The 20923-nt window shown below is 70.4% G+C and carries 20 protein-coding genes; 19 read left to right on the top strand and 1 reads right to left on the bottom strand.

What is annotated here, in order from left to right; all coding sequences use genetic code 11:
- The 15 genes from ABZ671_RS24145 to ABZ671_RS24075 all read left to right on the top strand — a co-directional run bounded on the left by ABZ671_RS24145 (position 1) and on the right by ABZ671_RS24075 (position 16514).
- Entirely contained in the window at positions 1-2907 is a 2907-nt protein-coding gene (locus tag ABZ671_RS24145; RefSeq protein WP_357862046.1) for a hypothetical protein, read from the top strand.
- Positions 2908-3124: 217 nt separating this feature from the next.
- A complete protein-coding gene (locus ABZ671_RS24140; protein WP_357862044.1) occupies positions 3125-3649 on the top strand; it encodes a TetR-like C-terminal domain-containing protein in 525 nt (174 codons plus the stop codon).
- Between the two features lie 12 nt (positions 3650-3661).
- Positions 3662-4315, top strand: a complete 654-nt coding sequence (locus ABZ671_RS24135; RefSeq protein ID WP_357862041.1) for a hypothetical protein — start codon at positions 3662-3664, stop codon at positions 4313-4315.
- Between the two features lie 374 nt (positions 4316-4689).
- Complete coding sequence (locus ABZ671_RS24130) at positions 4690-5304, top strand: flavin reductase family protein (protein ID WP_357862075.1); 615 nt, start codon at positions 4690-4692, stop codon at positions 5302-5304.
- Positions 5305-5482: 178 nt separating this feature from the next.
- A complete protein-coding gene (locus tag ABZ671_RS24125) occupies positions 5483-5851 on the top strand; it encodes a DUF485 domain-containing protein (protein WP_357862039.1) in 369 nt (122 codons plus the stop codon).
- A complete protein-coding gene (locus ABZ671_RS24120) occupies positions 5829-7502 on the top strand; it encodes a cation acetate symporter (protein WP_357862037.1) in 1674 nt (557 codons plus the stop codon). Before ABZ671_RS24125 ends, ABZ671_RS24120 begins: the two co-directional genes overlap by 23 nt.
- A 65-nt stretch (positions 7503-7567) precedes the next feature.
- Entirely contained in the window at positions 7568-8548 is a 981-nt protein-coding gene (locus ABZ671_RS24115) for an NAD-dependent epimerase/dehydratase family protein (protein ID WP_357862035.1), read from the top strand.
- 73 nt (positions 8549-8621) lie between these two features.
- On the top strand, positions 8622-9848 hold the full coding sequence (locus ABZ671_RS24110; RefSeq protein ID WP_357862033.1) for an LCP family protein: 1227 nt from the start codon (positions 8622-8624) through the stop codon (positions 9846-9848).
- Between the two features lie 199 nt (positions 9849-10047).
- Positions 10048-11262, top strand: a complete 1215-nt coding sequence (locus tag ABZ671_RS24105; protein ID WP_357862031.1) for an LCP family protein — start codon at positions 10048-10050, stop codon at positions 11260-11262.
- Between the two features lie 185 nt (positions 11263-11447).
- Positions 11448-12386, top strand: a complete 939-nt coding sequence (locus ABZ671_RS24100; RefSeq protein WP_357862073.1) for an LCP family protein — start codon at positions 11448-11450, stop codon at positions 12384-12386.
- A 28-nt stretch (positions 12387-12414) separates the two neighbouring features.
- Complete coding sequence (locus ABZ671_RS24095) at positions 12415-12750, top strand: rhodanese-like domain-containing protein (protein WP_357862029.1); 336 nt, start codon at positions 12415-12417, stop codon at positions 12748-12750.
- Between the two features lie 15 nt (positions 12751-12765).
- On the top strand, positions 12766-13557 hold the full coding sequence (locus tag ABZ671_RS24090) for a glycerophosphodiester phosphodiesterase family protein (RefSeq protein ID WP_357862027.1): 792 nt from the start codon (positions 12766-12768) through the stop codon (positions 13555-13557).
- Between the two features lie 79 nt (positions 13558-13636).
- On the top strand, positions 13637-15088 hold the full coding sequence (locus tag ABZ671_RS24085; RefSeq protein WP_357862025.1) for a PAS domain-containing sensor histidine kinase: 1452 nt from the start codon (positions 13637-13639) through the stop codon (positions 15086-15088).
- A gap of 60 nt (positions 15089-15148) precedes the next feature.
- Positions 15149-15565: an ATP-binding protein gene (locus ABZ671_RS24080; RefSeq protein WP_357862071.1), complete on the top strand. Its 417-nt coding sequence runs from the start codon at positions 15149-15151 to the stop codon at positions 15563-15565.
- 61 nt (positions 15566-15626) lie between these two features.
- On the top strand, positions 15627-16514 hold the full coding sequence (locus ABZ671_RS24075; protein WP_357862023.1) for a DUF5926 family protein: 888 nt from the start codon (positions 15627-15629) through the stop codon (positions 16512-16514).
- A 53-nt stretch (positions 16515-16567) separates the two neighbouring features.
- On the opposite strand, the gene ABZ671_RS24070 is transcribed toward ABZ671_RS24075, so the two are convergent.
- Positions 16568-17779 (bottom strand): arginine deiminase, encoded by a 1212-nt coding sequence (locus ABZ671_RS24070; RefSeq protein ID WP_357862021.1) that lies wholly within the window; start codon positions 17777-17779, stop codon positions 16568-16570.
- Between the two features lie 163 nt (positions 17780-17942).
- On the opposite strand from ABZ671_RS24070, the gene ABZ671_RS24065 reads away from it, so the two are divergent.
- From ABZ671_RS24065 to pheA, 4 genes are all read left to right on the top strand, one after another.
- Complete coding sequence (locus tag ABZ671_RS24065; RefSeq protein WP_357862019.1) at positions 17943-18680, top strand: hypothetical protein; 738 nt, start codon at positions 17943-17945, stop codon at positions 18678-18680.
- Between the two features lie 223 nt (positions 18681-18903).
- Positions 18904-19359, top strand: coding sequence for a hypothetical protein (locus tag ABZ671_RS24060; RefSeq protein ID WP_357862017.1), 456 nt, complete (start codon positions 18904-18906; stop codon positions 19357-19359).
- Between the two features lie 3 nt (positions 19360-19362).
- On the top strand, positions 19363-19932 hold the full coding sequence (locus tag ABZ671_RS24055; protein WP_357862015.1) for a hypothetical protein: 570 nt from the start codon (positions 19363-19365) through the stop codon (positions 19930-19932).
- A gap of 10 nt (positions 19933-19942) precedes the next feature.
- Entirely contained in the window at positions 19943-20899 is a 957-nt protein-coding gene (gene pheA, locus ABZ671_RS24050) for a prephenate dehydratase (protein ID WP_357862013.1), read from the top strand.
- Positions 20900-20923 lie beyond the last annotated feature (24 nt).

The following is a 20923-nucleotide window of genomic DNA, read 5'->3' as shown; positions in this document are numbered from 1 at the left end:
ATGGGCGCACGAAGATTGCTGGCGGCGTCACTCGGGATCATGCTTGCCGCAGGTCTGGTCAGCGTCAGCGCCGAGCCAGCGCAGGCTTACGAATACCGGGACGTGAGCAAGTCCGGTTGGGCCTACACGGACTCGCAGCAGAAAAACAAGTCGTTCATCAACCCCCCGGGCGACGCGCCGATCGGTTCCTGGACGGGTGCGGACGGCCAGAAGCACAAGTCCCGGTCCTACTTCACCTTCGACGTCTCCCGCTTCCGTGGGGCGATCATCCACAAGGCGGACCTGGTCATCGCGGAGCAATCCGCGGCCGACTGCGCGGCGGCCCAGCCGGTCGAGCTCTGGCGCACTGATCCGATCAAGGCGACCACGAGCTGGGAGTCGACCCCGCGCCAACGTGAACTGCTCGGCACCGTCCAAGCCGGCGGCGCCGCCGCCTGCCCCGGTTATCTGGTGTGGGACATCATGCCCGCGTTGCAGAGGCTGGCGAGCCAGAACGAGCAGACCCTCACCGTCGAGATCCGGTTGCCGCACGGCTACGAAGGGAAGCTCGCCCACGGCCGAAAGCTCCGCCCGTTCCCGGTCATCCACAGCGAGGCCAACCACGCGCCGACGGTGACGCAGATCGGGCTTGAGTTTCCGTCGTGGGCCTGCGGTTCCAAGGAGAACCCGCAGCCTGTGGGGGCGCGCAACTACACCCTGATGGTCCGGGGCGCGGACGCGGACAGCAACGATTTCAATTTCAACGGACAGTTCGCCGCCTGGCCGGTCGGCCATGAGGACCAGCGTTCCGAGCGGTTCGGATCGAGCTACGGATCCACGCTCTCGAAGGTCGGCTGGGAGATGTCGCAGTATCCGCACGGCACCGTAGTGGCCTGGACCGCCCGTGCGTACGACGGCCACGACTACTCCACGTGGGCCGAGCCGTGTTACATGAAGGTGGACGCGGAACCGCCGGCCGCACCGGTGGTCACCTCGACGGCGTACCCGAATGACGGCGAGGCGCACGGCGGCTCGGGAGTTCCGGGCACGTTCACGTTCAAGGCGAACGGGTCGTCGGACGTGGTCGGCTACTACTGGGGACGCTTCGGCGAGACGTACAACTACATCCCCGCGCCGAAGCCGGGCGCGGACGTCACGCTCGAATACACGCCGACCTCGTTCGTCGAGTACCTGAGCGTGCGGAGCGTGGACGCCGCCTCGAATTCCTCCCCGGTGACCGAGTACCGGTTCTACGTCCGGTCCACCGCGCCGCAGGTGCGGGTGACGGTGGGTGGCGTCGGCCTGCCCAGCCAGTTGGCAATCTCCACGAACGTCGAGGGAGTCACTGAGTTCGGCTACAAGGTCGGTGACGGCGACGAGGTCAGGGTCCCGGCGACCGCCGCTGGGACCGCGGACGTTTCGGTGGTGTTCCCGCAGCCCGGTTCGATCAAGCTGCAGGTGCGCAGCTACGTCGGAACCACGCTCGTCGGCGCGCACACCGAGAATGTGTGGGTCCGGGACACCCCGTCTGTGGAGTCGCCCGACTTCGCCTTTCCGGACCACAACGGCGTGGTCGACCGCCCGGGCAGCTTCACCTTCCGGCCCGGCCGGCCTGGTGTGGTGGCGTACGAGTATTCGTTCCTCTATGAGGAAATGCAACGTATTGAGGCGGGAGCAGACGGCACCGCGGTGCTGCGCTGGACGCCGACGGAGCCGAACTGGTACACGCTGAACGTGCGCAGCATCAGCGCCGACGGCACCGTCTCCGAGATCGAGCAATACCAGTTCAACGTCGTCGACAACAAGCCGATCGTCTATTCCAGCACCTACTACGAGTACGGCGCGTGGGGCGGCGTGGGCATCCCCGGCGAGTTCGACTTCGACACCGCGATGCCGGACGTCGACGTCTACCTCTACCGGCTCAACGACGGGCCCGAGCAGATCGCCGACCCGGAATACAGCTGGGCTCGGGTGACGCTGGCGCCGGACCGCTCCGGCAGCAACACGCTGGCGGTCCGTACGCGTTTCCTGGACGGGTCCTTCTCGCCCTCGCGGATCTACACGTTCGAGGTCAGCGATGCACCCGTGGTGGTGTCCAGTGACTACCCCGAAAACGATGCCGCCGGCCAGCCCGGCCAGCCCGGCAAGTTCACCTTCAATCCGGGCCGCTCCGATGTAGTGGAGTACCGCTACGTACTGGAGTACAGCGGCGAAGAGCAGATTGCAGCCGCCGGACCGGACGGTAAGGCAACAATCGAGATCACGCCGGCACACTCGGGGTACACCCTGTTGACGGTCATCAGTCGATCGGCCGATGGCAGGATCAGCGAAGAGCGACGGTACTACTTCCGGGTACGCGACCCGCGCGTGAACGTGAGTAGTGCGTACGACGGGTACACCCCGCGTGGCGGGATCGGCGCGATCGGCAGGTTCGGGGTCTACACCGAGGTCAGCGAGGTGACCACCTTCGAGTACCAGCTCAACGGCGGTGCCTGGCAGAGCGTGCCGAAGACCCCCGACGCGCTGGTGACCGACATCTCGGTGACCATGGATCGCAACGGCGAGAGCGTCTTCTCGGTGCGGGGCCGAACGGCGGCGGGCGAGTACACGCCACAGACGGACTACCCCTTCCTGGTCGGCACGGCGCCGCTGGTGTCGTCGAGTACCTACCCGTCCAACCGGTGGGCCGGTGGCGTGGGTGTGCCGGGTGAGTTCACCTTCACGCAGGGCAGTCCCGGCGTGGTGGAGTTCGAGTACACGGTCGATTACGGCCAGCCGGTGATGGCAGCGGCGAACGCCGCCGGGGTTGCGACCTCTAGCTACACGCCGACTTCGACGGGTTCGCACACGATGGTGGTGCGCGGACGCACGGCCGACGGGGCATGGACCGACACGACGAGTTACTACTTCCTGGTCGACTTTTCCTGACCCGCGTCGACACGGCGGGCCGTCCCCGGGCGGGGGCGGCCCGCCCGTCCGTGTCCGGTCGGGGGTTGCGGGTGTCAGCCGCCTGCCAGCCTTGAGCCGGCCGGACATCCGGGTTGCTTCAGCGAGGCTAATGGCGTTAGCCTTTTGGCTATGCTAATGTTCTTGCTGCCAGTGAGTGGTCGCCGTGCCTAGGGCGCGCCTGTCCACCGCCGGGGTCGTGGAAGTGGCCCTTGCGGTGATCGACGAGCAGGGGCTCGAGCAACTGACGCTGGCGGCGGTCGCGGCTCGCGCCGGGGTCGCCACACCGTCGCTGTACAAGCACGTCGCCAGCCTGGCGCAACTGCGGAGCCTGGTCGGCGTACGAGTCATGGAGGACATGGCCGAGCAGCTCACCCTCGCCGTCGTCGGCCGCAGTGGCGACGACGCCGTGGCGAGCCTGATGCGGGCCAGCCGTGCCTACGTGCTGCGGCACCCCAACCGCTACGCGGCAACGCCGGCCGACCCGCTGCACGACCCGGCGACGCAGGCGGCGGGATACAAACTGCTTCAGGTCTTCCTCGCCGTGCTGCGCGCCTACCGCCTGGACGACTCCGCCGCAATACACGCTATTCGATGTCTGCGCGCCATCATGCACGGGTTCACCTCCCTTGAGGCTGCGGGCGGCTTCGGCCTGCCCGAAGGCCTGGACGACACCTACGAGCAGCTGGTCCAGATGTTCATCGCCAGCCTTCCCCACCCCTGAGAAGGAACCCCCATGTCTTTGACCCGTACCCGGGCCGGCGCGCTCGCCGTCGCCGCCGCCGGTCTGCTGTTCATCCTCTACCCGGCCACCCGCCCCTGGTCCGACGAAACCACCATGGCCGGCGCGACAGCGGCGATGAGTTCAACCGCGTGGGTCGCCTCCCACCTGTTCGCGATGATCGGCTTCATCCTTCTGCCGCTGGGCCTGCTCACCCTCCCCGAAGCGCTGCGGCACGGTCGAGGTAGCCAGCTCGCCCTCGCCGCCGCCGTGACCACCTGGATCGGCGCGGGCCTCACCCTGCCCTACTACGGCGCCGAAGACTTCGGCCTGCACGCCATCGCCACCCGCGTCGCCGACGGTCAGACCATCGACCTGCTCGACCTGGCCGAGACCGTCCGCTTCGGGCCGGCCGCGGTCACCACGTTCGCGCTCGGCCTGCTCGCGCTGGCCGCCGGGACCGTGCTGGCCGCCGTCGCGATCTGGCGCTCGGGGGTCCTGCCGCGCTACAGCGGCCTTCCGCTGGCGGTCGGCTTCGCCCTCTTCCTCCCGCAGTTCTTCACGCCACCGGCCGTCCGGATCACCCACGGCGTGCTCGTAGGGATCGGCTGCGCCTGGGTGGCGATCACCCTCTGGCGGGCTGCGGCCCAATCGTCCCCCCGTTCGTGAGATCGCCCTCCCGGCCACGTCCCAAGATCTGCACAACTTCGGGGAAGTTGCTGCCTGCCATCGCGGGGAGGCAGCAACTTCCCAGAAGTTGCTGCCTCGGGCAGGGAGTCCCTCAAGGGCTTGCGCCGCTGCACGATCCGTCAGCCCGGTTGGTTGGTCCGGAAAGCGGTGATCAGGGAGCGCCAGGCGTCGGGGGTGAAGGAGAGCTCCGGGGCGGGAGGTAAGGGGCGGTGAGGCGGGCGCATCTGGCGATGCGGCCGGCGTGGCGGTGCCGGGCGTGTGGGGGCGCACTGGCGTGCCAGTCGGCGCGGCTCGCCCTGCTGGTCGAGTATCGGCAGGATCGGACGGCGCTGCTGTTCCACCCGGGCGCACTGATGACCGAGGCCGCCGAGCAGCTCGGGCACGCCACCGGCCTGCACGAGCGCTTCCTCGGTTGGGCGCGGGCCCGGGGCGGCACAATGTTTCACGTGAATCATGAGCCGGGCGCGGAGATCCATCACACCGACCCATTCGCCGTGCCGGCCGGGCAACGGTCGCCGGTACGGCGGCTGCGCGGGCGGCTGGCCGCCCCGGTGACCCTGTGGACGGCTCCCGGACCGGCCGGGCTGACCGTGTCGTCCACCCTGGTCGCCGAGGGGGAACCGGACCGGCTGCTCGGGCTGATCGATCCGGAGTCGGATCTGTGGGCGGCCGTCGAGGAGGCGGGGCGGTTCGCGGTCGCGCCGCTGGGCCCCTCGCACCGACAACTCGCCGACCGCTTCGCTGGCCTCTTCCCGTCGCCCGGCGGCCTCTTCGCCATCGGCTCGTGGACCGACACCCCGTACGGGCCGGTGCCGCCGGACGCGGGCGGGTGGGCCGGCTGTCGGCTCGACGCCGCCCGGGAGTACGGCTGGGGCCTGCTGGTCGAGGCCACGATCGAGGCGGTCGACCTGGCCGACGAGACCGCCCCGCTGCTGCACTACCGGGGCCGCTATCGCGAGCTGGGCTGACCGCACACCCAGCCGTCAAGCGGCAACCGGTGAACGGGTGACCTAGGTCACTCGGCGCAGGAGGGTGACCGTTCGGCGCAGGGGGTGACCAGGCTCGATCTGCACCTTCCCAGGCGGGAGACGCGCTCTCTACCGTGCGCGAAACTCCCCCACGCCTTGCGAAGGTGGTGATCCACAGATGTCCACGGACACACCCGCGTCCGCGCCGGCCGAATCGGCGGCGGAGCGGTACCTCGCCGTACAACGGTCGGACGAGTTCGCCGGGTTACGGCGCGCGCTGCGCGGTTTCGTCTTCCCGATGACCGTCGCGTTCTTCCTGTGGTACGCGCTCTACGTCATCCTCTCCGCGTACGCGCGGGGCTTCATGGGCGCGAAGCTCTTCGGGAACATCAACGTCGCCCTGGTCTTCGGCCTGCTCCAGTTCGTCTCGACGTTCGCCATCGCCTGGCTCTATTCACGGTTCGCCGACCGGCGGATCGATCCGGTCGCCGACCGGATCCGCACCGAGCTCGAGGAGGTGACCGATGAGCACGATCCTCGCGGCTGAGGCGGGCAGCCACACCGCCCGCAACCTCACCATCACCCTCTTCCTGATCTTCGTGGCGATCACGCTGGCCATCACCGTCTGGGCCAGCCGGCAGACCAAGACCGCCACCGATTTCTACGCCGGCGGCCGGTCCTTCTCCGGCTTCCAGAACGGCATGGCGATCGGCGGTGACTACATGTCGGCCGCGTCCTTCCTCGGCATCGCCGGCATCATCGCCCTGTACGGCTACGACGGCTTCCTCTACTCGATCGGCTTCCTGGTCGCGTGGCTGGTGGCGCTGCTGCTCGTCGCGGAACTGCTCCGCAACTCCGGCCGATACACGATGGCCGACGTGCTGGCGTTCCGGATGCGCCAGCGCCCGGTCCGGACGGCGGCTGCGGTCTCCACGATCACCGTGTCGATCTTCTACCTGCTGGCCCAGATGGTCGGCGCCGGCGCGCTGGTCGCGCTGCTGCTCGGCATCAAGCCGGGCACCACGTTCCTGGGCATGGACGCGGACACCGCGAAGGTGGCCACCATCCTCCTGGTCGGCACCCTGATGATCATCTACGTCACCGTGGGCGGCATGAAGGGCACCACGTACGTCCAGATCGTCAAGGCGTTCCTGCTGATGAGCGGCGCGATCCTGATGACCCTGCTGGTGCTCGCCAAATACAAGTTCAACCTGTCGTCCCTGCTCGGCGACGCGGCGCACGCCTCCGGCAAGGGAGCCGCCTTCCTCGAACCCGGCCTCAAATACGGGGTGGAGACATCTGGCGATGCCCTGAAGACCTTCTACAGCAAGATGGACCTGCTGTCGCTCGGCATCGCCCTGGTGCTCGGCACGGCCGGCCTGCCGCACATCCTGATCCGCTTCTACACCGTGCCGACGGCGAAGGCGGCCCGCAAGAGCGTGCTCTGGGCGATCGGCATCATCGGGCTGTTCTACCTGCTCACTCTCGCCCTGGGCTTCGGCGCGGCGGCGCTGGTCGGCGGGAAGGCCATCACCGCGCAGGACAAGGCCGGCAACACCGCCGCGCCACAGCTCGCCGAGGCACTGGGCAAGGACTTCTTCGGTGGCAGCCTGGGCGGCGCGACACTGCTGGCGATCATCGCGGCGGTCGCCTTCGCCACCATCCTGGCGGTGGTCGCCGGGTTGACCCTGGCCTCGTCGTCGAGCCTGGCGCACGACTTCTACGCCAACGTGGTCAAGGGCGGCCAGGCGTCGGAGCGGCAGGAGGTGAACGTCGCCCGGATCTCCGCCCTGGTGATCGGCGCGGTCGCCATCGTGCTGTCGATCTTCGCGCAGAGCCTGAACGTGGCCTTCCTGGTGGCGCTGGCCTTCGCGGTGGCCGCCTCGGGCAACCTGCCGGCGATCCTGTTCAGCCTGTTCTGGAAGCGGTTCAACACCTCCGGCGCGGTCTGGGCGATCTATGGCGGCCTAGTCGCCGCCGTGGTGCTGGTCTTCTTCTCGCCGGTGGTGTCCGGGGCACCGACGGCCATGTTCCCGGAGCACGACTGGCACTGGTTCCCGCTGTCGAACCCGGGCATCATCTCGATCCCGGTCGGCTTCCTCTGCGGCTGGATCGGCACCCTGCTGTCCAAGGAGCACGACGAGGAGAAGTACGCCGAGCTGGAGGTGCGCGCGCTCACCGGCGCTGGCGCGCACTGAGTTAAGAGGGGCCCCCTGCTCTACACGAGGCGTTAACAGGGGGCCCCTCCTTTAGGCTGTCCCGCATGAAGGTTGCTCCCCGATTTGGATCTGGCCACCGCGTCCTCGTCACCGGCGGTGCCGGATTCGTGCCGTCACACCTGGTCGACCGGCTCGTCGAGCGTGGCTGCGCGGTCGTCGTGCTGGACAACTTCGTGACCGGCGCCAAGGACAACATCGCCCACCTGCTGGCGGAGCCGGCCTTCACGCTGGTCGAGGCGGACATCTCCGAGGGGTTGCCGGCCGACCACCCGGCCATGGCCGAGCGGTTCGACGCGATCCTGCACATGGCCTCCCCGGCCAGCCCCACCGACTTCGAGAAACTGCCGGTGGAGATCCTGCGGGTGGGCTCGGTCGCCACCCTGCACCTGCTGGAGCGGGCCACCGCCGATGGCGCCCGGTTCTTGATGGCCTCCACCTCCGAGGCGTACGGCGACCCGAAGGAACACCCGCAGCGCGAGACGTACTGGGGCAACGTCAACCCGATCGGCATCCGGAGCGTCTACGACGAGGCGAAGCGCTTCTCGGAGGCGGCCACCATGGCCTACCACCGCAGCCGGGGCACCGACACCGCGATCGTCCGGATCTTCAACACGTACGGCCCGCGGATGCGGCCGGACGACGGCCGGGCCATCCCGACCTTCATCTCCCAGGCGCTGCGCGGCGAGCCGATCACGGTGCACGGCACCGGCGAGCAGACCCGCTCGATCTGCTATGTCGACGACCTGGTGCGGGGCATCCTGCTGCTGCTCGACTCGACCGAGACCGGCCCGATCAACTGCGGCACCGAGCACGAGATGTCGATGCGGCAACTGGCCGAGACGATCGTCTCCCTGGCCGGCAGCACGTCCGAGGTGAGCTATATCACCCGGGCCGCGGATGACCCGGAGATGCGTCGCCCCGACCTCACGCTCGCCCGCGAACTGTTGGGATACGAGCCCACCGTGACGCCCGAAGACGGCCTGCGACGCACGATTGAACACTTTCGCGGGCGGCTGGGGTATTGATTTCGGCGGGCAGGATGCTGGCACCCGGCCCGGCTGAGGACGGGACTGGTCCAACCGACCTACCCTCGGTTGCATGTCAGCGACCATCCCTGCCGGCCTTCCGCTCCCGCACCTGAGTCGGAGCGCGGGCCGTGCCCAGGTCCCCGGTCCCGGTCGGGGCCCCGCCGGGCGCGCCCGCGTCGCCGACGCCCGGCGGTCCCCGTCGTACGACGAGGGGCCGCGCCCGGGCGGACCGATTGGCCCCGGCGGCCCCGGTGGTCCGCACGGGCCCGGCGGCGACCCCGGACGCCGTGGCCCGCGCCCGCGTTGGGGGCGGATCGCCCTGGTGGCCGGCGCGGCGGTGCTGGTGCTCGCGTTACTCGGCGGCGCGGGTGCCTGGTTCTACGCCCGTAACCTCAACGACGATCTGGCCCGGACCGACCCCTTCTCGCAGATCACCGGCGGCCGGCCGGTCAAGAAGGTCGACGGCGCACTCAACATCCTGCTGGTCGGCAGCGACTCCCGGGACCCGGACGCCCAGATGGACCGGGCCGGCGAGTGGCGGGCGGACACGGTGATGCTCCTGCACATCCAGGCCGACCACAAGAAGGCCTACCTGGTCTCCATTCCGCGTGACCTGTACGTGCCGATCCCGGAGAGCGCCGGGGCATCCTGCGACTCCGGCTCACGCAACAAGATCAACGCGTACTTCGCGTGGGGTGGCCTGCCGCTCGCGGTCAGGACCGTGGAGTGCTTCACCGACGTCCGGATCGACCACGTCGTGGCGATCGACTTCGGCGGGTTCAAGGAGGTCACCGATGCGCTCGGCGGCGTCGACCTCAAGGTGGACCGGACCATCACCTCGATCCACAAGCCGCACCGGAAGTTCACCAAGGGCGTGCAGCACATGGACGGCGCCGAGGCCCTGGACTGGGTACGACAGCGCAAGCAGTTCCCGACGGGCGACTTCGCCCGCATGCGTCACCAGCAGGAGTTTCTCAAGGCGCTGATGGACAAGGCCGCCAGCGGCGGCACATTGACCAACCCCAAGAAGCTGAACGATTTCCTCAAGGCGGTCACCAAGGCGGTCAAGGTCGACCAGGAATTCTCCCTGACGGACATGGTCCTGCAGTTCCGAACCCTGCGCGGCGACAATCTGACCTTCATCACCAGCCCCAACCTTGGCGGTCAGGACGTCGACGGGCAGTCGGTGGTGCTCTCCGACCGGGAGAAGGCGCTGGCGATGTACCAGGCCATCATCGCGGACAAGATGGCCGAGTGGGTGGCGGCCAACCAGCAGAGCGGCAACGACGGCAACTGACACCGCGCGACTCGGCCGGTCGGCGGTCAAGGTTTGCCTCGCGGCGAGCCAACCGCCGACCGGCCCCTTGCATTTGGCCGTTCGGGCACACTATCGGCACGAGTACGGAGATCTGCGGGAATATTCAGCAGACAAGGTCGCCAGAACGGCGCGGAATCCGTAAAGTGGTCCCGCCCCCGATCACCGAGCTGGAGCACGCATGCCGGTTCAAGCCAGCCGTCGCCCTCCGTCAACGGAGCCCGGAGCACCCGGGCGGGTACCCCCGATCATTCCGTCCCAGCCCGGCCCCGGCGGGCGCGGCCCCGGCGGCGCGAAGAAGCGCCCCAAGCGCAAGGACCCGCTGTGGGCCCGGCTCACGCTGATTTTCGGCGCGGTGCTCATGATGACCAGCGGCACCGCGATTGTCGGCGCCAAGGCGCTGATCGGTCAGGCCACCAGCTCCATCGACCAGGGCAATCTGCTCGGCATGGCGGGCAAGACCGAGGCCGAGGGCGGCAACAACCTCAAAGGCCCGATCGACATGCTGTTGCTCGGCGTCGATGCTCGGGAGCGCTGGGCCAGCGACGACGTCCGCTCGGACACGATCATCATCCTGCACATCCCAGCCAGCCACGACCAGGCATACCTGATCTCGATTCCTCGCGACACCGAGGCGCAGATCCCGGCCTTCCCGAAGAGCGGTTACCGGGGTGGCACTGACAAGATCAACGCGGCTTTCTTCTTCGGCGCACAGAACGGTGGCGGTTGGGAGGGTGGTGCCCAGCTGCTGGCCAAGACCATCAAGAACATGACCGGGATCAGCTTCGACGGTGCCGCGATCATCAACTTTGGCGGGTTCAAGAGCGTCATCGACGCCCTCGGCACCGTCCGGATCTGCGTGAGCCACGAGGTCACCTCGTACCACATGAAGCTGGTCGACGGTAAGCCGATGTGGAACGCGGACGCCAAGAAGACCGGCAAGCCGATGAAGCCGGTGGTGCACAAGAAGGGCTGCAAGGAGATGGCGGGCTGGGAGGCGCTCGACTTCGCCCGCCAGCGCTACGGCCTGCCGAACAGCGACTACGACCGCCAGCAGAACCAGCAGCAGCTGATCAAGGCGATGGCGAAGAAGGCCACCGAGGGCGGCACGCTGACCAACCCGATCAAGCTGAACCAGCTGATCCAGGCGGCCGGCAAGGCCTTCATCCTGGACACCGGCGGCGTACCGATCGAGGATTACCTCTTCACGCTCAAGGGCGTCACCGGCAACGAGCTGGTCACGCTGCGCACCAACGGCGGCACCTACAGCCCCAACGCCGACGGTTCACGAGAGTCGCTCAACGAGCTGAGCATGCAGATGTTCAAGGCGGTCAAGAACGACGCCCTCGCCGACTTCGTGGTCGCGAACCCGGAGGTCCTCTCCACCAGGAAGTGAGCGGGATTCGGCGGCAGCCGCGACGAAACCTACCGCCGCCGGGTGAGCGGACCGTAGCCTGACGTGAGGAGGTCTCACGTCAGGCTACGGGGAGGAACGCCACGTTCAGGCGAGCAGCGAACAAAGTCGGGCGGGGCCAGCCCGCCCGACGGATCCGGTTTCTGCTCGGTGGCGGGCTCGCCCTGATCCTGCTCGCCACGCTCGGGCTGACCGGGCTGCACTGGCTCAGCCACCGGTACGACCGTACGGTGACGAAGCAGAATCTGCTCGACCCGGCCGCCCGGAAGCCGAGGACCGACCTGTCCCAGGCGCTCAACTACCTGCTGATCGGTTCGGACCACCGGCCGGGCGCAAACCCCGACGATCAGCGCTCCGACAGCATCCTGATCGTGCACGTACCGGCCGGGATGCGGCAGGCGTACCTGATCTCAATTCCGCGCGACCTGCTGGTCACCATCCCGGCGGCACCCGGCTACGACGGCGGCCAGGACAAGATCAACGCGGCGTACGAGTACGGTGGCGGGGGTGAGGCCGGGGCTCGGTTGCTCTCGGCGACCTTGAGCCGGCTCACCGGGATCCGCTTCGACGGTGCCGCCCTCCTCGACTTCTCCGGCTTCAAGGAGGTCATCGACCTGCTCGGCGGCATCCAGATGTGCGTCGACACCGAGATCCGGTCGGTTCACACCAAGACCCTGTTCACCACCGGCTGCCAACAGATGGACGGCGCCCGGGCCCTGGACTACGTCCGCCAGCGCTACGGCCTGCCCGGCGGCGACTACGACCGGCAGCGCCACCAGCAGCAGATGCTCCGTGCGGTGCTCAACAAGGCCGGCCAGACACACCTGCGCGACGACCCGGTCAAGCTCGACCGGGTGCTCCGGGCGGCCGGCAGCGCGCTGACCGTGGACACCAACGGCAAATCGCTGGACGACCTGCTTCTCGCGTTCCGCGGGTTGCCGCCCGACGCGCTGCGCGGCGTGCAGGTCCCCTCGTATCCGCAGGTCATCGGCGAGGTCTCGTACGTCGTGCTGGACAATGGCGGCGGGGGGCTCTTCGACGCCCTGCGGGCCACCCGGATGCCCGAGTGGGTCGGAGCCAATCCTCGCTGGGTCAACCGGCTGTGACCAACCCGCCGGTCTAGGCTTGGTATCCGTGTTCGGACCCCACGTACCCAGTGTTCCCGCGTCGGCGTTGCCCGACGACACCTACCTGCTCGACGTCCGGGAGGACGACGAGTGGGCCGCCGGCCACGCGCCGGCCGCCCACCACCTGCCGATGACCGAGCTGCCCGGTCGCCTGTCCGAGGTGCCCGACGACCGCGAGGTGGCCGTGATCTGCCGCTCGGGCGGTCGGTCCGCGCAGGTCGTCGCGTACCTGCTGCGCAACGGCTGGGACCAGGTGCGCAACGTCGAGGGCGGGATGGGCGACTGGGCCGCCGCCGGTCGCCCGGTGGTCACCGACGACGGGCAGCCGGGCCGGGTCGCCTGAGGCGCGTCGAGCGACATGAGCACCCCCCTGGTCTTCGCGCACCGCGGCTCCTCGTACGACCTGCCAGAGCACACTCTGGCCGCCTACCTGCGGGCGCTCGACGAGGGCGCCGACGGGCTGGAGTGCGACGTCCGGCTGACCCGGGACGGGCACCTGGTGTGCGTACACGATCGCCGGCTGGACCGGACCAGCAACGGTCACGGGCTGGTCAGCGCCCGTACCCTCGCCGAGCTGCAGACGCTGGACTTCGGCTCGTGGCACCCGGGCGGGGTGGCGGCCGTGGGGGACGAACCGCTCGACGAGTCGCACACCCGGCTGCTCACCCTGGAACGGCTACTCGACGCCGTGCTGGCCGCCGGCCGGCCGGTCCGGCTGCTGATCGAGACCAAGCACCCGAACCGGTACGGCGGGGACGTGGAACGTCGCCTGGTCACGATGCTGCGCCGGTACGGCCTCGCCGAACCCGGCCCGGACGATCCGGTCCGGGTCACCGTGATGTCCTTCTCCCCGCTCGCCGTACGCCGGATCCGCGACCTCGCACCCGGCCTGCCCACGGTGCTGCTGCTGGAGGTGCTGCCGCGCTGGCTGCGGCTGGGCCGGCTGCCGTTCGGCACCCGGATCGCCGGGCCGGGGATCGCCCTACTCCGGGCCCGGCCGCAGCTCGTCCCCACGCTGCGGGCCGCCGGCAACCAGGTCTATGTCTGGACGGTGAACGAGCCGGAGGATCTGGAGCTGGTGCTGGCCGCCGAGGTGGACGGCGTGATCACCGACCGGCCCGCCCGGGCACTGGCCCGGCTGGGCCGTTGAACCGCCTCGATCCGTCCGACGGCCGCTCCCGCCCCGACCGGGGGTGTCCCTCGACCGGTCGGCGGGGCAGACTCGGGACATGCCGGAGCGAACCGACTATCGTGCCCTCATCGCCGGCCACACCGGCGTGATCGCGATGATCAACTCCGGGGGCTCGGGGCTGCCCGTACTCACCCGCCTGCTCCGGGTACTCGAGCCCGCCGTGGGCGCAGCCGGCCTGGTGTTCGTCGAGTTCGCCCCCGCCGGGGGCCGGGTGATCGTGGCGACCGGCAGCGCCGAGTTCGTCCTCGGCCGTCCGCTGCCGCCGAACGACCCGACCACCGACTGTCTTCTTTCCGGTCCCGCCGTCCGCGAGATCCGCGTGGACGCCGTTCCGGGCGCGCTCACGGAGGAGCTGGCCGGCCGAGGGCTGCGCCGGATGATCATGGCGCGGGCCGAGATCGGCGGCCTCACCGTGGGCAGCCTGCACGCGCTCTACCCCGACGGCGAGCCGCCGGACGACTCCCAGCAGGCCGTCATCGCGTACGTCGCCGCCTGCATCGCCCACATGTACGGCGACCAGACCGGTCTGCCGGTACACGGCGACGGCCCGGTGGTGGCGGCGCTCACCGACGGCCTCGCGGTGGTGGACCGCAGGCACCACGTGCGGCTGTGGAACCCAGCCGCCGCGCAGGTGGCCGGCCGTCCGGCCGCCGAGGCGCTGAACCGTCCGTTCCCGCTTCCGCTTCCCCCGTCCGGGCAGGGGCTCGACCACCGGCTGCCGGACGGCCGCTGGCTGCGGATCACCTCCGCGGAGCTGCCCGGCCCGAACGCGCTGCGGGTGGTCACCTTCCGGGACATCACCGACCAGCAGCGCCGCGACCACGACCGGGACCTCTTCGTCGCGGTGACCAGCCACGAGCTACGTACCCCGGTCACCGTGATCAAGGGGTACGCGGACACCCTCACCGACCACTGGGAGTCGCTCAGCGACGACGACCGGCGGCACGCCGCCCGGATCATCGGGCAGCGGGCCAACGAGCTGGCCCGGCTGGTCGATCGGCTGCTCACCGCTGCCACGGAGACCCCGCGCGGGGAACCGGCCGCACCCTTCGACCTCGCCGACGCGCTGCGGGCGGCGGCCCTCGACCTGCCGGCCGACGTCCGGCACCGGATCGTCCTCGACCTGCCGGCCAACCTGCCCAAGGCGCTCGGCGACCGGCACGGCCTAGCCACAGTGCTCACCGAGTTGAGCACCAACGCCGGCAAGTACTCGCTGCCCGACACCCCCATCGAGGTCACCGCCGAGGCGAACGAGCGCACGGTCTCCTTCCGGATCGCCGACCGGGGCATCGGCATCCGACCGGAGCATGTGGAACGGGCGTTCGACCGGTTCTGGCAGGGTGAATCCGGTGACCGCCGGCGCTATCCGGGGGCCGGATTGGGTCTCTATCTCGTCCGCCAGATCGTTGAACAGCAGAATGGATGGGTATCCCTCCGACCGAGGGTCGGTGGGGGTACGGTCGCGGAGGTGCGGCTGCCCCGGGGATGACCAGGGCGCCAGGCGAAGGGGAACGACGTGTCGACGGGTTCGGTCGAGCGATCGTGGTGCGTGGTGGTGCCGCACCACGCGGCCGGCGCGCGCCGAGCCCGACACCGGCTCGCCGACGAACTGGCCGACATCGTCCCTCCCGCCCTGCTGGCCGACCTCGTCGCGGTCCTCGCCGAGTTGGTGGGCAACGCCGTACGCCACGCCGACCCGCTGCCTGGTGGGGTGGTCCGGGTGGCCTGGCGACTACGCCCGGCGGCCGGCGGGCAGAGCGTCCAACTCCGGGTCACCGACGGCGGTTCCGCCGCGGGCCCGCAAATGCGTCGACCGGCCCCGGGGTCGGTCGACGGACGCGGCCTGCACATCGTTGCCGGCCTGTCCAGCCGCTGGGGCGTCGAGCGCGACGGCCTCGGCCAGAGCGTCTGGGCCGAGTTCGACCCGCTCGTTTCGCCCCGGCCGGACGTGCTGATGGCCGGCTGACCGGAGCCGAGAGGTGGGTCCTGCCCACAGGGCCCGGGTCCGGCATCTAGGCTGTCTCGCCGTGAGCAAGCGTCAAAAAAGGCAGCGGGCCGCCGTCGAAGTCGCTCCGAAGCGGGAGAAGGTGCGCGACGTCTTCGTGCCCCGACCGTTCGAGGGGCTGGTCGACGAGCCGGAGTGGATCGCGCTACGCGAGCTGGTTCCGGCCGCCACCGCGCCCCTGGAGCTGACCCCCGAGCTGGTCGAGGAGTACGGCGAGCGGCCGGTCACCCTGGCCACCGTGCTGCCGATGGCCGCCCCGGCGATGACCAAGCCGGACGGGCGGGTCTTCATCGGCCTGCAGCGGCACCAGCAGTCCGGCGATGTCTCCCGGGATCTCGCCGACGCGCTGCTCTGCGCTCTGCGTACCGAGCCGGGCGGCCAGGTGTCGGTGCCGCCGCTGCCCGGCCCGGGCCCCCGCCTCCAGGACATCCTGGTCGACGGTCCGCTGGAGATCACCATGCACGACGGGTTCGAGTTCTGGCTCGACCCGGGCGCGACCGACGACCCGTCCGTGCAGGCGTCGCTGGAACGGGCCAATGCGGCGGTCTACCCGACCGTGAAGCTGGCGGCGGCGCGGGCCGCGTACTGGTGCCAGGTGCCGGAGAAGGCCCACGTGCGCTGGGTGCTGCCGGACGACGAGGACGCCGCGCTCGACGCGCTGTCGCGGCTGAGCGTGGCCGGCACGCTGCCCCTCGGCGACAACACCCGTTTCGCCGGTATGTTCCGGGCGCACGGCCGCCTGGTGCCGGTCTGGGACCTGCCCGAGGACGTTCCGGCCGCCGACTGGGAGGCGCCGGTGGCCCAGTTCGCCAAGCGGTACGCCGAGGCGCTGGCGGAGCGGGAGCCGCTGGACGCGGCCGGGCGCAGGGCCCGACAGGGTCTCCTCGGCCGCCAACTCACCCTGCGCTGAGATGCAAGGAGGGGTCCCTTGTTAACAGACGTGTGTTAACAAGGGGCCCCTCCTTACCCGCGTAGCGGGTCCCGGAGCAGCGGGCAGGACATGCAGCGGGGGCCGCCCCGGCCGGAGCCCAGCTCCGAGCTGGCGATGGCGATCACCTCGATGCCGGCCCGTTCCAGCTGCGCGTTGGTCTCCACGTTCCGCTCGTAGCCCACGCACAGCCGAGGCGCGAGGGCGAGGGTGTTGTTGCCGTCGTCCCACTGCTCCCGTTCGGCGGTGACCGGATCGAGGCCGGTGTCGATCACCCGAACCTGGTCGAGATCCATCGCGTCGGCGGCGGCGCGCAGGAACGGCGCCGGGCCGTCGACGCGCGGCTCATCGCCGTCCACCCCGGCGATGACCGTGTACGCCGACAACTCGCTGGCGATGTTGGGATACATCAGCACGGCGTCCACGTCGACCATGGTGCAGACCGTGTCCAGGTGCATGGTGGCGCGCTCCTGGGCGATCGGCACCACCAGGATGGTGTGCGCCAGGCCGGCGGCGAAGACCTGCCGGGCGAGCCGTTCCGCCCCGGCCGGCGTGGTCCGCTCGCCCACCCCGACGGCGAGCACCCCGGGCGCGAGCAGCAGCACATCGCCACCCTCCAGGTGCTCCAGCCCTGGGTGGTAGACGAACTCCGTGCCGGCGAAGCGCGGGTGGTGACGGTAGATCGCGTCGGTCAGCATGCTCTCCCGCCGCCGGGCCGGCATGGCCAGGCTGGTCACCGCGACCCGGTCGGAGACCCAGACCGAGGAGTCCCGGGTGAACAGCAGGTTGGGCAGGGGCTCGACGACGAAGTCGTGGCGGTCCATCAGGGCCCAGACCAGACCGCCCGGCCGGTCTCGGCCGACCCGCAACTCCTCGTGCGCGAGCCCGGCGATGAACACGTCGGCCAGGGCGGCCGGGTCGAGGTACGTGAGGTGGTCGGCGACCCGCCGGCGCAGCGTGTCGCCCAGCCGGGGCGAACGCAGCACGAGCTCGGTCAGCTCGGCCCGGGCGTCCGGCAGGGCGAGCGTCTCGGCCAGCAGGGTGGCCAGGTAGAGCACCTCCACTCCTCGGCCACGCAGGGCGTCGGCGAAGGCGTCGTGCTCCTCCTGCGCCCGGCCCACCCATGGTATAGCGTCAAAGAGCAAGGCGTCGTTGTTGCGTGGGGTGAGGCGGGCCAGTTCCGGCCCGGGGCGGTGCAGCAGCACCGTGCCGAGTCGGGCGACCTCGCTGTCCACATAGTGGGTCACCTTCGCAGCGTAGGACAGGCGTCCGCACCATCCGGGAAAAGAAGTGTGAATGAATATGGCATTCATCCGCACTCACTCCGGCGCTCCAACTTGCCGACCACCCGGGTGCGCAACGTAGGGTAGTGGAGACATAACTTCGAGAGACCTTTTGCCGGAGGTCGCGATGACTGTCTTTCCCGCTCGCCGAGGCGCGCCGACCCGGGCCCTGCCACCGGTCGCGATGCCTCAGCCCCGGGTCGAGCCCACCTCGGCGCTCGAACCGGCCCGACCGACACCACTGGAGTGGGTCCGCCGCCGCCGGGCGGAGCGGGGCGCCCGCCGGTTGGAGGCGGCCGGTGCCCGGGCGCTCGGCCAACTCGACCACCTCGGTCCCGCCTGGCACGTCGTCGAGTGGCCCCGAGCGGACGCCTCGGACGTCCTGCTCGACCGCGGCCAGAACGAGCGGGCCGGCTTCCTCGCCATCGGTCCGAGCGGGCTCTTCGCGGTCACCGTCGTCGACCACGGTCGCGCCCGGGTGCTCGTCGCCGGCGACGTGGTGCAGATCAACGGCAAGCGCCCGCCCTATGTGACCGAGGCACGTCGAGACGCCAAGCGGGCCGGCAAGGCCCTCTCCGAGGCGGTTGGCCTGCCGATCCCGGTGACTCCGGTGCTGACCTTCGTCGGCTCGGGGGTCATCAGCGTCTACGGCCTGCCGAAGGACTGCCTCATGGCCACCCATCGAGAGCTGGACCGGCTGCTCGTGGCGGGCGGCAACCGGATCAGCCCGGCCACCGCCGAGAAGCTTTCCCGAGTCGCCCAGGCACCGTCCACCTGGTTCAACGGCACGTACCATCCAGCAGCTGACTACCGGTGGTATGACGAGGGCCGAATGGCCGCTGACAAGCGGGCCGGCCGCCGGTAACCTCTGCGCCGACGCCACGTGGTCCGTGGGCCGCCTTCGGTGGTTCCGCCGGTCCGCGCCGTCGCCGGCTGCCCCGACACGGGCACCCGTCGCACCGACGCCTGTCCCCCGCCAGCGCTGAAGCGCCTCGCTCAGCACCGGTGGCCCGGTGGTCCAGCGCGGTCGCGCGGCCGTCGGGCGACCGGCTAGCGTGGACGGACCGTCGGTGTACCTAGGAGGCGCGGTGGCCCACGTCGAACTGTCGCTCTCGGAAGTCTTCGTGCCCGCTGCCGGGACACCGACCGAGCAGGCGTTCGACAATGTCGGGCAGTGGTCCGACATGGTCCGCCGAGCCGCCGAGCCGTGCCTGCTGATCGACGCCGACACGACCGTCGTGGCGATTTCTGCGTCCGGCTGCGAGTTGCTCTGCCTCGGCACGCCGGAGGCCGTGATCGGGCGACCGCTACTGGATGGTGGCCTGCGCCTGGTCGACTTCACCGCCACGCCGAGCGAGCTGACCGAGCAGGACACCGACAAGATCCCGCCGCTGCTCGCCCTGCACTCCGGGCGGCTGGCCCGCGGCCTGCTCCGAGTGCAGGGTGCCGACGCCGATGGCGGCACCACCGTCGACGCCATCACCACCCCGGTGCTCGCCGACGGCAGGGTGGCCGGCTCCCTCACCTTTTTCTCCAAGCTCTGACCCGTGCCACCCATCGCAACCAGGCCCACCGACCGGCGGGGGCCGAGCCGTCCGGTGGCACCACGCGCCCCGCGGTCCGTTCCGGCGGCGCTGGTCGCACTGCTGGCGGTCACCGGCTGCGGCACGCCACCGGAGTCGCAGCGGCCGACCCCACCGACAGCCACCACCTCCCCTCCGGCCACCGCCACCCCTACGGCCACGGTTACGCCGAGCGCGATGCCGACCGTCCCGGCCACGTCGGCCGTCCCGACCCGTAGCCCCACCAACGCCCCGAACGCCGCGCCGTGCGGAGCCGGCCCGTCCGGCGATCGGGTGATCGCGGTGCTGCGCGCCGGGCGGGTGCTGCCCACGGACGTCCGGGTCGCGGTGCGCAACGGGCCGCTTTGCGCGGAGAACTGGCAGTACACGGTGCTGACGTTGAACGGGCACGAAGATCTCCAGGTGGTCACCCGGACGGAACCGGGGGCCCTGGAACTGGTGACCGCTGGGACCGACGTGTGTTCCGCCGAGGTACGCGCCGCCGGCCCACCCGGCATCCGGACTCTGGCCTGCGGCGGCGTACCCGGTGCGTAGGCTGGTCGTCATGCCCGGAACACCGCCGACCCGGTTCGTCTACCTTGGCCCCGAGGGCACCTTCGCCGAGCAGGCGTTGCGCACCGTTCCCGCCGCCGAGCGCGGCAGCCGGTCGCCGGCCCGCAGCGTCGGCGAGGCGCTGGACGTCGTACGGGCCGGAGAGGCCGACGCGGCCCTGGTGCCGCTGGAGAACTCGATCGGCGGCGCGGTCGGGGTGACCCTCGACGAGCTGGCCGAGGGCGAACCGCTGGTGATCACCCGGGAGGTGATCCTGCCGGTGGAGTTCGTGTTGGCGGCCCGCCCGGGCAGCTCCCTGGCCGAGGTGCGGAGCGTGGCCGCGCACCCGCAGGCGTCCACCCAGTGCCGGGGCTGGTTGCGCGACCACCTGCCCGACGCGGTCGTGGTCGATGTCCTGTCCAACGGCGCCGCCGCGGCGGGCGCGGCGCGGGGCGAGTACGACGCCGCCATCTGCGCCCCGATCGGCACGACCCGACACCGGCTGACCGTGCTCGCCGACAAGATCGCCGATCATCCGGACGCGGTGACCCGGTTCGCGCTGGTGTCCCGCCCCGGCCCACCCCCGCCGCCCACCGGTGACGACGTCACGTCGCTGGCGGTCTACATCGCCCACGACCGGGTCGGCGCGCTGCTGTCGGTGCTGATGGAACTGGCCGTACGCGGGGTGAACATGAGCCGGATCGAGTCCCGCCCGACGGGCGAGGCGCTCGGCCGGTACGTGTTCTTTCTCGACTGCACCGGGCATGTGGCCGACGCCCGACTCGGCGAGGCGCTACAGGGGCTGCGGCGGATCTGCGCGGGCGTGCGCTTTCTCGGGTCGTACCCCCGGCACCGCTGGAGCCCGGCGGCGAGTGACCGGCCCGTCCCCGCCCCGGCCGGTCTCTCCGACGCCGACTATGCCGACGCGGCGGCCTGGCTGGCCCGGCTGCGGGCCGGCGAGCTGAGCTGACGCTGCGCGGGGAGCGACCGGCCG

It is taken from the genome of Micromonospora sp. NPDC006766 (assembly GCF_040636055.1).
Taxonomy (GTDB): Bacteria; Actinomycetota; Actinomycetes; order Mycobacteriales; family Micromonosporaceae; genus Micromonospora.
The sequence above is the reverse complement of the archived record's forward strand: the minus strand, read 5'-3'. Positions and strand labels throughout refer to the sequence as shown.

Bases quoted from the DNA above. Each gene is read 5' to 3' on its own strand.
- ABZ671_RS24105 (WP_357862031.1), top strand. From the start codon at position 10,048: ATGCCGGTTCAAGCCAGCCGTCGCCCTCCGTCAACGGAGCCCGGAGCA.
- ABZ671_RS24090 (WP_357862027.1), top strand. From the start codon at position 12,766: ATGAGCACCCCCCTGGTCTTCGCGCACCGCGGCTCCTCGTACGACCTG.
- ABZ671_RS24125 (WP_357862039.1), top strand. From the start codon at position 5,483: ATGTCCACGGACACACCCGCGTCCGCGCCGGCCGAATCGGCGGCGGAG.
- ABZ671_RS24085 (WP_357862025.1), top strand. From the start codon at position 13,637: ATGCCGGAGCGAACCGACTATCGTGCCCTCATCGCCGGCCACACCGGC.
- ABZ671_RS24115 (WP_357862035.1), top strand. From the start codon at position 7,568: ATGAAGGTTGCTCCCCGATTTGGATCTGGCCACCGCGTCCTCGTCACC.
- ABZ671_RS24130 (WP_357862075.1), top strand. From the start codon at position 4,690: ATGACCGAGGCCGCCGAGCAGCTCGGGCACGCCACCGGCCTGCACGAG.
- ABZ671_RS24145 (WP_357862046.1), top strand. From the start codon at position 1: ATGGGCGCACGAAGATTGCTGGCGGCGTCACTCGGGATCATGCTTGCC.
- ABZ671_RS24120 (WP_357862037.1), top strand. From the start codon at position 5,829: ATGAGCACGATCCTCGCGGCTGAGGCGGGCAGCCACACCGCCCGCAAC.
- ABZ671_RS24135 (WP_357862041.1), top strand. From the start codon at position 3,662: ATGTCTTTGACCCGTACCCGGGCCGGCGCGCTCGCCGTCGCCGCCGCC.
- ABZ671_RS24065 (WP_357862019.1), top strand. From the start codon at position 17,943: ATGACTGTCTTTCCCGCTCGCCGAGGCGCGCCGACCCGGGCCCTGCCA.
- ABZ671_RS24110 (WP_357862033.1), top strand. From the start codon at position 8,622: ATGTCAGCGACCATCCCTGCCGGCCTTCCGCTCCCGCACCTGAGTCGG.
- pheA (WP_357862013.1), top strand. From the start codon at position 19,943: ATGCCCGGAACACCGCCGACCCGGTTCGTCTACCTTGGCCCCGAGGGC.